Source organism: Legionella longbeachae (assembly GCF_004283175.1).
GTDB classification, from domain to species: Bacteria; Pseudomonadota; Gammaproteobacteria; order Legionellales; family Legionellaceae; genus Legionella; species Legionella longbeachae.
Genome location: NZ_RXNW01000008.1, coordinates 20,316 through 31,610, shown reverse-complemented (window position 1 = coordinate 31,610; position 11,295 = coordinate 20,316). Strand labels below are relative to the sequence as shown.

Genomic DNA, 11,295 nt, shown 5'->3' with positions numbered 1-11,295 from the left:
AGTTATGAAGCGGTTTGGTTTGGTTTTATTGACCTTTATTTTTAGCGTGTTTGGCGCTAACGCATTTGCTGATACAGCAAAGATAGGAGTGGTTGATTTACAAAAAATCATGCAAACTTCAAGTCAAATCAAAGAAATTCAACAAAAATTAGAAAAAGAATTTAAGCCACGTCGTGATAAGTTATTAGCTGTCGAAGCCAAGATAAAAGCTGATATGGAAAAGTTCAAGCGTGACAGCGCAGTTTTGAGTGCTTCTCAAAAGAAAGAAATGGAACGAAAGATTGTCAGCGCACAACAACAATTTGAGCGAGATGGCCAGCAATATCAACAAGAGTTGAGCACTGCAAACAATGAAGCCATGGAAAGTTTGTATGCGAAAGTACGTGCAGCAATTTCTAAGGTTGCTAAAGATGAGAAATATGATCTTATCGTACAAAAAGATGCAGCTCCTTTTAGCTCAGATACCCTTGATGTAACTGACAAAGTCGCTAAAGCGATTAATTAATTTGGCGGTGTACGTTGCTAACGGTAGCACAACTTGCTGAAAAATTAGGTGGCGTGTGGTATGGTAATGGAGAGCACGCCATTTTTTCGTTTGCTTCTTTAGCTCGAGCTACACATAACGATGTAGCCTATTACGATAATTCTATATTGCAAGGCGCTTTAGAAAACACTTCCGCCGGCCTAGTATTACTTAAATCAGAACATAAATATCTTTACCAAAAAAATTGTATTATTGTTTCCAATCCCTTACAAGCAATGATTCAAGCCACGCAATTTTTATCAAAACCAACAATCCCGTATTCTGGTATAGATCCTACCGCTCAAATTCATCATTCAGCTCAAATAGGTGAAGGAGTATCTATAGGAGCATACAGCGTCATTCATGCGGAAGCTCGATTGGGTGATCATGTTGTAGTCGGAGCGAATACTGTTATTGAACCGTCTGTTGCGATTGGAAAAAATAGCCAAATTGGCCATGATGTAGCACTACATGCAGGTTGCCAGTTGGGAGCTCAGGTCGTCATTGATTCTGGTTGTGTCATTGGTGCTTTTCCGTTTAATTATTTAAAACAACAAGGTCATTGGCAGCAAGGTTTGAGCGTAGGCGCGGTAATTATAGCGGATAAGGTACGTATTGGGGCTAATACCGTAATTGATAGAGGTTCTTTAAGTGACACCTACATAGGAGAGGGGGTCTGCATCGATAATTTAGTCCAGATCGCACATGATGTCCTGATAGGGAAAAATACAATTATTGCAGGATGTGCAGCTATAGGAGCTTATGCCCAAATTGGTGCAGACTGTATTATTGGTGGAGCAAGCTCTGTTGCTGCTTATGTATGTTTAACAGAAGATGTTGTGATTACAGGTATGTCTACTGTCAATAAATCACTTACTAAGTCGGGAATTTATTCTTCAGGAACCTTAGTCCATGAACATCAACGTTGGCGTCGCAATGCAGCACGTTTTCGACGATTAGATGACTATATAGAAAAACTTAGTGCTTTAGAGAAAAAATTAAACAAAATAAATACAGTTGAGTCTTTTTCTGAAGATTAGATGTCTAACAAATTTAACTGTATCCTGAGATAAATAAAGTAGGATTAGGACGGACAAGTTTTTAACAATTAATAATTGATTTGCACCTATTAAAACTGGATAATGCATTTTTCATTGAGGCCAGCTAAATAGACTGATTAAGCGAGAAACTGCGTATGAGTGAACCTATAGATATAAAACAAATTTTTAGTTTGTTGCCCCATCGTTACCCAATGTTATTGGTAGATAGGGTATTAGATTTTAAAGCATATGAACATTTAACGGCTATAAAAAATGTGACGATTAATGAGAACTTTTTTGCTGGCCATTTCCCAGAAAGTCCAATTATGCCGGGAGTATTAATGCTTGAATCTTTGGCTCAGGCAGGTGGTCTTTTTGCTGGATTGTCTCAGCCACCCGAAGAAAATGAAGGAATTTTACATTTTTTTGCAGGTATTGATAATGCAAAATTTAAACATGTAGTGGTTCCTGGTGATCAATTACGTTTGGAAATAAAATTATTAACGAGAAAAGGAGTTTTTTGGCGTGTGCATGGCGAAGCTTATGTAGGCGATAAACTGGCCTGTTCTGCAGATTTATTAAGTGCAGCGAAGGAATTTAAAAAGTGATAGATGAACGAGCTATAATTCACCCCTCTGCAAAATTAGCAGATGGGGTATCAGTAGGTCCTGGCGCTATAATTGGCGCCAATGTGGAAATAGGTGAAAATACCTGGGTTGGTCCTTATGCGGTTATTGAAGGCCCAACAACTATTGGTAAGAATAATAAAATTTTTCAATTTGCCTCAGTGGGCGACGAACCTCAAGATATGACCTATAAAGGTGAACCCACTCGATTAGAAATTGGTGATGATAACATCATACGTGAATATTGTATGATTAGCCGAGGAACTGTTAAAGGTGGCGGTGTTACTCGTATAGGGAATAAAAACTTTTTCCTGGCCTATTCACATGTTGGACACGACTGCATGATAGGTAACCAAATTATTCTGGTGAGTTATGCGGCATTGTCAGGGCATGTCACTGTAGGTGATTATGCAAACATTGGCGGATATGCTGCAGTACATCAGTTTTGTCATGTAGGCGCATATGCTTTTATTTCGCGAGCTTCTTATGTAAGTAAAGATGTTCTTCCTTATCTCATGATTTCTGGTGATACTACCTCGGCTTGTGGTATTAATACAGTTGGGCTACGTAGACGAGGATTTTCATCAGAGGCGATTGATAATTTGCGACGTGCTTATAAAATAATTTTTCGCAAAGGATTAACCGTACAGCAAGCTGTTGCTGAGTTGGAATTGATGCAACACGAATGCCCTGAAGTAGTTCTTATGATTGACGCATTGAATCAAGCTACACGTGGTATTGTTAGATAAAATGATGTAACTGCTTACTTAATCTTTAATTGTGTTCTTATTTTGTGCGTATTGAGTTTAATATTCTTACATATGCTTTGCCGTTTAAATTGTTTGTCCAAATACGCACAAGTTCGAACGCTCATCAAAATTTCCAGGTAGAGAGTTAGCAGTTACAATGGGACGAATAAATTAAGTTAGAGTGATATCTTTATGCTAGACATTCAATTATTACGGGACGAGCCACAATTTGTTGCCACTCAGTTATTAAAAAAAGGCTTTCAGTTTGATGTTTCATCTTTTATTGCCTTAGAAGAAAAGCGTAAATCATTACAAGTTACAGTGCAATCCTTACAAAATGAACGAAATACACGCTCCAAAGCCATTGGGGAGGCAAAGTCTCGTGGTGAAGATATAGAGGGCATGCGTGAAGATATGAATCGCCTTGCCAAGGAGTTAGAACAAAGAAAAGGTGAGCTTGATGATGTGTTACAACAAATTGAAGCAATCGCTTTACGGTTGCCTAACATCCCTCATGAGTCTGTGCCTGTAGGTGAAGATGAGCAACATAATCAAGAAATTAGACGCTGGGGTATAATTCCAACTTTTGATTTTCCAGTAAAGTCACATGATGAATTGGGAGATGGGTTGGGTCAAATGGATTTTGCCTTGGCTGCTAAACTTACGGGTAGCCGCTTTGTGGTTATGAAAAATCAATTAGCTCGGTTACATCGTGGTTTGATCCAATTTATGTTAGATCTTCATACGCAACAACATGGATATCAAGAAATTTACGTCCCATATATTGTTAATGCCGACAGTTTATTAGGTACTGGTCAACTACCGAAATTTGAAGAAGATTTATTTAAATTAACAGGAGATCATGGGTATTATTTAATTCCTACAGCTGAAATTCCAGTAACTAATACGGTTCGTGATACTCTTTTAGCCGAGGAAAATTTACCTATTCGTTACGCTTGTCATTCACCTTGTTTTCGCAGTGAAGCAGGTTCTTACGGTAAAGATACCAAAGGAATGATCCGACAGCATCAGTTTGAAAAAGTTGAATTAGTATGGATTACCAAGCCAGAAGATTCATATGCTGCTTTGGAGCAATTAGTTCGGCATGCCGAAATGGTACTGCAGCGTTTAGAATTACCTTATCGAGTAGTTACTCTTTGTTCTGGTGATATGAGCCCTAGTGCCGCAAAAACTTATGATATTGAGGTATGGTTACCCAGCCAGAATACTTATCGAGAGATCTCATCCTGCTCTAATATGGAAGCTTTTCAAGCACGTCGTATGAAGGCACGCTATAGGCATGAAAAAACACGTGAAATCAATTTAGTACATACATTAAATGGGTCGGGTCTTGCAGTAGGTAGAACATTAGTTGCTTTAATGGAAAATTATCAAGATAAGGACGGCAATATCCATATTCCCATGGCATTAAGACCTTATTTAGATGGTATTGAGTGTATAGAGCGGGTGACGCAATAAAAGCACTGGTTTAGCCTGTGCTTACTCTAAGTCAGGCTAAAATTAAACATGTCCATTCCGACAACTATTAAAGGTTGGTCTGAATGGTATTTCTCTTTTTTTTTCGATTTGTTCTGTTGATGCAAAAAAAATTGAATGCTTGTTAAGCAGAAACCGCTTATGTGTTGAGAGTGGCTTATCTTTAGAATGCTTGCTGTTCTCGAGACTTATCATTTCATGATTAAAATCATTTCTTTTATTTAAGTGTTCTACGAAAAATCTTAATGCAGTTAATGCATAGTCCCTAACATCTGTATCTTGCATAGCTACATTTTTTATTAAGCTCCTTTTTGCAAAATGAATGAAGTAATTCAGGCAATGGTTAAGGTTTTCAATTGGTAGATGATGTGATTTCTCTAAAAGAAATGTGAGTTTGTTATGTTGCTGATGAATTAATTGCAGTAATCGTTTCTTTCTTATTTGTTTTACTTTGTTTTGTTCGCTTTTTGCGCATATCATCGAATGATGTAATCGCGTAATAAAAGATGGCGTACTAAATAATTTTTCGATTACCTCAAATTGTTTTGTGGCAGTTAAAAAAAATAATAGGTTACGCTTGCATAAGCAATTGAATTCATTGTTTATTTGTTCATTTTGATGCAATTCATCGGCTTTATTGAGATTGCTATTAACTCTTCTAATCCAAATGAAGTAAGAAACAAGCAATGGATATGTTTCTTCTGAGACATGATTATGTTTTAAAAGAGATTTTTTTATGTATTGATTTTTCTTTTGTAAATGCACATCCAGTGCTAATTGAATGGAGTCCATCATTCAATTCCTCTTCGTCCTAGTTTTAAAAGTATAGTAGTTTTTGTGAAAAGTGCGCTTAATTTGGGCTGATTGCAATTTTTATGTGATTTCAATAAATTAAGTAATGTTTTGACTGAAACATTTTTTGCTTTTAAGATGTGCTTGTTGTTTTAATTAGAGAAAAATTATGTGCACCAACACACTAATATGTCTTTGTGTGATTCATAAGTGTTAGCTCATGTTTTCTTAAAAACCCATGAAATACAAACCATAGAATTTTTCTTGAGGAAAAACTCGACTGCATTTTTAATTATGCATGATCAGTAATGGCTGAAGATAAGGAATTTATTGTGAAAAAAGGATTATATTGTTTCATCGTTTTGTTTTGTATGCTGACGACTTTTTCTCAAGATGTTTTTTCTACCTGTTCTGTCTTCGATTCTTCTGGTAAACCTGCAGAGCGAACTGATGATGCTTTAGGCCTTATACTTTTTTCAGAACCTCAGTGCCCAAGAGATGTTTTTGCACTACGACAATTTTTAAAAAATGCAGGTTTAAAAATAGAGACGACGATGGTCGCGAATCGAGGGTTTCATAATCCCTCTCAAGGTAGTTTTAGTTTATTTGAGATGGTATTAGGGGAATTACATATAAACGAACATCATTTGTCCATTAATGCCGGCGATTTTTTCTTTGGCCATTTTACCACCGTTAGCTTAACTGGTGAGTTAGTTGCTGATCAAAATCCAGAAAAAAATGCATTAATGATCGAAGCATTTGCATGGGATGCTAAAAAAAAGGTATTTAACTTTTATGAATTACGTGGTGATGGTACTCAAGGTCAATGGTTTTATCGTGGAGATTCTGTAGATATAGTTGCAGATAACGTGTTGCTTCATCGTCAACCCGATCCAAAACATCCCCAGTTTGGTACTCGATTACGTTGTTCTGGCTGTCATGGTGCTGGTGGTCCTATTATGAAGGAACTGGATCAACCTCATAATGATTGGTGGGAGCCAAAACGAAAATTAAATTTTGGTGGGCATAAGCCAGATGCGGTATTGCAGGATATTTTAGAAACACTAGTTGCGCCGGAGCAATTATCCAAAAGCGTTTTACTTGGCCTTAACAAGCTAAATTTTAATGAGAAACTCCATCAAAAAAAGGGGGCTCTTTCCTTACAAGAGCTGCTTCGCCCCTTATTTTGTCCAGTTGAACTCAATTTAATGTCCGATATGTACCCAAATGATGAAGTTCAATCCAAAGTGAGTATTCCCATTGAGTTTTTCATTGACTCAAGATTTTTACCTGATCAAAAAAATCAATCGATTATTATTTCTAGGGCTTTTTATGAGGAAGCATTGAATGTTTTAGGGAGTCATTTTCCTGAAACTTATTTGCAGGATGCGGATCATGCGTGGCTTACACCCGTAAAAGCTAAATCAGATAAGTTGGCGGTGGATAATTTAATTAAGAATAAAGTAATTGATACTAAATTTATGTTGGATGTTTTAGATATAGATAGAACAAATCCAGTATTTTCATCGACACGATGCAGTCTTTTACGTTTGCTGCCAGCAACCCCTACGTTGAATTGGCATGATGTATTTATAAAAAATTTGAGTGAATCAAAAGAATGGGGCGCGAAAAAATTGTTAAGAAATCGCACATCTCCAGAACAAAATATTGAATTTTATCAACAAAAAGCAAGAAAATTTCTAAATAATTGTCAAGAAAAACTAAAAAATAGCAAAAATGTAGAAATGATGTATCGCTTGTTAGTTCAAAGACGAATGGAGGTGGGTACATCAGAAATTTCATTAAATCCGCTTGGACAAATTTTAGAACCTGGATTTCGTGTTATTTTTCCGGAAAATGAAAAAATATTTACGTCAAGTTCATTAAAGCTTACGTCAGCATGTGAGGTAATAGATCAACAGGACAAAACATCATAAGCTGCAAAAGACGAATGACGCTAAAAAGAACGGGCTTATATGGCTAAATTACTGCAATTTATACCTGAATTCTTAGTATGCTTATGACTTCTCTTCATTACAGCTTTTTTAGGTTAATTTTGCTTTCGAATCATCTAGAGCTCGCCGGTACCTGGCTGATGATTTATGGATTTAAACCCCGCTTTTTTATAAGCCCTTATTGCTGCGCTATTCGTGCTTTCTGGATCAGCAAGGACATGGGTATGGGGGCTGGCATGTTCTTTTAAAAATTGATCAATCGCCTTGCTTCCGATCCCCTTTTTTAAAAATTTTTTTTCCCCTATAAATACATCAAAAGCAGCAAGGTTTGAGGGTAATCCGGTTAAAGGGATGGAGCGCATAAAGTCATAAGCATTATAGAATTGGATGTATCCAATAGGATTTTCATCTGCCAAAATAATATAAGCACTAATAGGCTTCATTACACCATTTTCAAACTTATATCCTTTGATGTAACTCCCATATTTTTTTTCTATCAAGTCGTATGTCCATTGTGTTTCTTGATCCCACCAAGCTTTCACGTGGGGCTCTTCTAACCATTTCAGCAGCAAAACCAAATCAGTCTCAGCAAGAGGTTTAAATGTTATTTTCATTGGTTTTTCTCTAACATCATCTCGCGCCTAATTTATTTAAAAATAAACATATCAAAATATGTGACGCATAACCTAAGCAATTATATTTTATTATCAAATATGTTTTTCATTTCCCTAAACCACTTCAGAACGCAAAGAATTGGGATTTATTCAACAGGGAGATAATCTGAAAGCACTCGTATTTCATGCTTTAGGAGATATTCTTTCAGAAATGCATCAAATAAATACGACCTAAAATCCCTATGATGTTATTGTAGATAACTATATTCACGATTTCCTGTTTTTGAAAGAGTTTTTTATGACAAAGAAAGATAAATGGTCTCAAAATGTTACTTTAAAGAGTCATGCTTTAGACTTGGAAAAAGGTGTGTTTACCTGGAAAGATCCAAAAAAAATTGCTAACTCTTTAATTCTTTCGGCTGAAAATAGTACTCGTAGAAAAGGTTCAATTTATCAATCAGCCATGTCTATGCTTAGTTTTTATATTAATCGAGCTGGAAAAAAACTACATCAGGAACAAAAAGACATCTTAAATAAGGCAAAAGATGAGTTAAGAAAACTAAAAGAGATGAACAACTTATAAGTATCTTTACTCGTTAACCGGATGGTAGAAAATGGAAATGCCCAAATAATTTGGGGTGTACTAATCACCATAACAAATTATGGTTTCATTTCAAGCTGATTTAGTAATTTTAATATCAAGTATGCGAAGATTGTTTCATTGTTACTAGAATATAAATATGAAAGAAAGGAGACTCTGATGCCCTATAAAAAAATCAATCAACTACCCGATAGCGTAAAAGATAACTTGCCTAAACATGCACAGGAAATTTATAAGGAGACATATAATAATGCGTGGGATCAGTATGATGAGCCAGAAAAAAGGCAAGGGGGGCGTGATAGGGAAGAGACTGCTCATGCAGTTGCCTGGAGTGCTGTAAAAAAAGAATATGAAAAAAACTCTGCGGGAGAGTGGGTAAAAAAATAACTGACGCGGGGGTACTGTGGAAGTTGATCAATGCCTTTATAAACAATAAACGTGCACATTAGTTTGAACTACTACAACTGATGTGCTACAACGACACAGTCGTTTGGTAATTAATCCGACAGTTTCCAGCGGTAATGACTCTACTACAGATTATGATGGATAAAATTGTTCATTTATACTTTTGTTCTATGGGCTTTAAACGAATTCCTTTTTCTTCAATATTAATAAAACCTTTTTTATAAAGTTGCCCCAATGCACTTTTAAAATTTTTTTTGCTCTCAGAAAATATCTGCTGAATTTCAGCTGGAGGACTTTTGTCATGCAAAGCTAAAAAACCACCGGATTGTTCAAGCCTGGAAATGATACGTTGTGCTAATTCATTAATACTATTTTGTCCTATTTGTCTTAAGGCAACATCAATTTTGCCATCTTCACGTACCTTCTTAATGTATCCTTTAACCTTTTTGCCATAAGTTAATGTTTGAAAAATATCATCTGTATGAACCAATCCCCAGTGACTGTTGTTGATAATAACTTTTCGTCCTAACGGAGTACTATCAGCAATAAGTAGATTAACTTCTTCACCTGACTTAAAGTTAGCGGTTGTCTTATCCAAAAAATAATCGATTTTTGAGCTTGCAATAATGCGTCCTTGATTATCTTGTTTTAAATAGACAAGGTAAGATTTTCCCTTTTCCATAGGGCGGTGTTGTTCTGGCTTGGGTACCAATAAATCTTTGTCTAATCCCCAGTCAAGAAAAGCCCCGACAGGATTCACATCAATCACTTTTAAAAAAGCAAAGTTACCTAATTTGGCGTGAGGACGCATCGTTGTCGCTATAATTTTGTCGTCTGAATCAAAGTAAACAAATACATCCAGCACATCACCAACCAATGCATTTTTAGGTACAGATTTATTGGGTAATAAAATTTCTCCCCACTCTCCTCCTTGAAGATACACCCCAAATGGGGCCTCGCGTACCATTTTTAATTTATTAAATTCCCCAACTTTTATCATGACCAGGCTCACTTTTCTTATATGAGTCAAGCTTAACACAGAAAAAATAATGTGTTTATTATTTATTAATGTTGTTGCAAAATTACTGCAGATCGAGTTAGTTATCTTCAATTCCACAGAAGCAATGGGCACGTTCAGTTTTTAAGTGGGAGTTTAATCACACTGGCGAAGCAGTGGACCAAATCAGACGCGAGCAAAATCAAATACTGCAAAAAAATCCTACTGTGCAACAAAATATAAATCAGATCAAGAAATTAGCTAAAGCTAATTATTATGTTCACTGTATTGAAGCGAATTCTAAAACGAATCAAAACATTTCATGTGTTAGAGAGTGGAGCGTTTTATAGAATAAAAATTAATAAAAACAAGAACCATTGAGCTAGCACGCATAAAAATTTATTATTTAATCCAAAATAATTTCTTATGAATAAATTAATGCTTAATGATATCAAGATTAATACAATTCCAATCCATGAAAACAATGAACCTCTAGTGGATTTAAAGGATCAACAATATTTGTTATTTGGCTCTCCACCTGATACCCCATTAACATATAATGATTACACAAAAATTCGAAAATCAGTTTATGAAAAACTTCTTATCGCTCAAAACATGCTTCCTTGTAATTGGAAATTTAAAGTATACGAAGGATTGCGAAGTCTACGTGTTCAAAAAATATTATTTAACCAACAAATCAATAGGTTAAAATCCCAAAAGCCTCACAGAAATGAAGAGGAACTTTTCATTGACGCCAGCAAACTTGTTTGTCCAATATACTCATATGATGGTACACCGATTATTCCACCACATAGTACAGGTGGCGCAGTTGATTTAGAGTTAATTGATATCAATGGCAATTTAATTAATTTAGGCATGGAAATTAAAGATTGGTATAAAGTCGATCCCGATATTTGTAAAACGCACTCTAAAAATATTTCAAGAGTAGCATTTAAAAATAGAATGATTCTTTTAGAGATAATGCTCGATCTTGGTTTTGTTAATTATCCTAATGAATGGTGGCATTTCTCATATGGTGATCGATTATGGGCTGCCTTAACAAATGAATATAAAGCCATTTATGGAGCTATTGCCAGTTAATCCAATTTTTTATCTATCCCAAACTTTTGAGTTTTCATCTATTAGGGTGTGTTGACAAATGGTACCCAAAATCCAGGAAACGTTTGAATGAAATTCGGCGCTCTAATGGATTGATAAATAGTAGTAAACCCATATTAGGGTAGTTCTCATAGCAACTACTCAAACGGGTTTGCAATGGCGATACTCATGCTAAGTGATGAGCTATGATTAAGCTACAGGAGAGCAAGCTACAACATAGGAATTATAACAAGCCTAAACTTCGTACGATGATTCAGGGGATGTTGCTTTTTAGTTGATCAAAAACTATTCTGTCAAACTCAGAAACGATTATTATTACCGCTAAAAAAAACTCTATCAAAATAACACACATTAACTTACACATAAAATGAGAAGAG

Annotated in this window: 12 protein-coding genes; 9 read left to right on the top strand and 3 right to left on the bottom strand. The window is 35.6% G+C overall.

Translation table 11 applies throughout. The features are described 5' to 3' along the window. Positions 1 to 4 precede the first annotated feature (4 nt). The 5 genes from EKG34_RS09300 to serS all read left to right on the top strand — a co-directional run bounded on the left by EKG34_RS09300 (position 5) and on the right by serS (position 4,417). On the top strand, positions 5 to 505 hold the full coding sequence (locus tag EKG34_RS09300) for an OmpH/Skp family outer membrane protein (protein WP_003635375.1): 501 nt from the start codon (positions 5 to 7) through the stop codon (positions 503 to 505). A 14-nt stretch (positions 506 to 519) separates the two neighbouring features. Next, the gene (gene lpxD / locus EKG34_RS09295; protein WP_003635377.1) at positions 520 to 1,563 is read left to right on the top strand and encodes a UDP-3-O-(3-hydroxymyristoyl)glucosamine N-acyltransferase; all 1,044 of its coding nucleotides are present in this window, start codon (positions 520 to 522) and stop codon (positions 1,561 to 1,563) included. A 155-nt stretch (positions 1,564 to 1,718) separates the two neighbouring features. After that, a complete protein-coding gene (gene fabZ / locus EKG34_RS09290) occupies positions 1,719 to 2,171 on the top strand; it encodes a 3-hydroxyacyl-ACP dehydratase FabZ (protein ID WP_003635379.1) in 453 nt (150 codons plus the stop codon). Further along, positions 2,168 to 2,938 carry an acyl-ACP--UDP-N-acetylglucosamine O-acyltransferase gene (gene lpxA, locus EKG34_RS09285; protein WP_003635381.1) on the top strand — a complete coding sequence of 257 codons (771 nt, stop codon included), beginning with the start codon at positions 2,168 to 2,170 and terminating at the stop codon, positions 2,936 to 2,938. The genes fabZ and lpxA overlap by 4 nt, the downstream gene beginning before the upstream one ends. Before the next feature lie 192 nt (positions 2,939 to 3,130). After that, complete coding sequence (gene serS, locus EKG34_RS09280; protein WP_003635384.1) at positions 3,131 to 4,417, top strand: serine--tRNA ligase; 1,287 nt, start codon at positions 3,131 to 3,133, stop codon at positions 4,415 to 4,417. Positions 4,418 to 4,459: 42 nt separating this feature from the next. On the opposite strand, the gene EKG34_RS09275 is transcribed toward serS, so the two are convergent. Then, entirely contained in the window at positions 4,460 to 5,230 is a 771-nt protein-coding gene (locus EKG34_RS09275) for a hypothetical protein (protein WP_012979353.1), read from the bottom strand. A 329-nt stretch (positions 5,231 to 5,559) separates the two neighbouring features. Between EKG34_RS09275 and EKG34_RS09270 the strand changes: the two genes are divergently transcribed. Next, positions 5,560 to 7,164, top strand: a complete 1,605-nt coding sequence (locus EKG34_RS09270) for a hypothetical protein (RefSeq protein ID WP_012979352.1) — start codon at positions 5,560 to 5,562, stop codon at positions 7,162 to 7,164. 134 nt (positions 7,165 to 7,298) lie between these two features. On the opposite strand, the gene EKG34_RS09265 is transcribed toward EKG34_RS09270, so the two are convergent. Beyond that, on the bottom strand, positions 7,299 to 7,796 hold the full coding sequence (locus tag EKG34_RS09265; protein WP_003635390.1) for a GNAT family N-acetyltransferase: 498 nt from the start codon (positions 7,794 to 7,796) through the stop codon (positions 7,299 to 7,301). A 298-nt stretch (positions 7,797 to 8,094) separates the two neighbouring features. Here EKG34_RS09265 and EKG34_RS09260 point away from each other — a divergent pair, with 298 nt between their 5' ends. Together EKG34_RS09260 and EKG34_RS09255 are read left to right on the top strand one after the other, a co-directional pair. Further along, on the top strand, positions 8,095 to 8,379 hold the full coding sequence (locus EKG34_RS09260) for a DUF3175 domain-containing protein (protein WP_003635391.1): 285 nt from the start codon (positions 8,095 to 8,097) through the stop codon (positions 8,377 to 8,379). 177 nt (positions 8,380 to 8,556) lie between these two features. Next, positions 8,557 to 8,784, top strand: a complete 228-nt coding sequence (locus EKG34_RS09255; RefSeq protein ID WP_003635393.1) for a ChaB family protein — start codon at positions 8,557 to 8,559, stop codon at positions 8,782 to 8,784. A gap of 169 nt (positions 8,785 to 8,953) precedes the next feature. Here the strand turns inward: EKG34_RS09255 and EKG34_RS09250 are convergent, their stop codons facing one another. Then, on the bottom strand, positions 8,954 to 9,802 hold the full coding sequence (locus EKG34_RS09250; protein ID WP_003635395.1) for a CvfB family protein: 849 nt from the start codon (positions 9,800 to 9,802) through the stop codon (positions 8,954 to 8,956). Positions 9,803 to 10,225: 423 nt separating this feature from the next. Here EKG34_RS09250 and EKG34_RS09245 point away from each other — a divergent pair, with 423 nt between their 5' ends. Next, the gene (locus EKG34_RS09245) at positions 10,226 to 10,900 is read left to right on the top strand and encodes a M15 family metallopeptidase (RefSeq protein WP_012979350.1); all 675 of its coding nucleotides are present in this window, start codon (positions 10,226 to 10,228) and stop codon (positions 10,898 to 10,900) included. Positions 10,901 to 11,295: the final 395 nt, after the last annotated feature.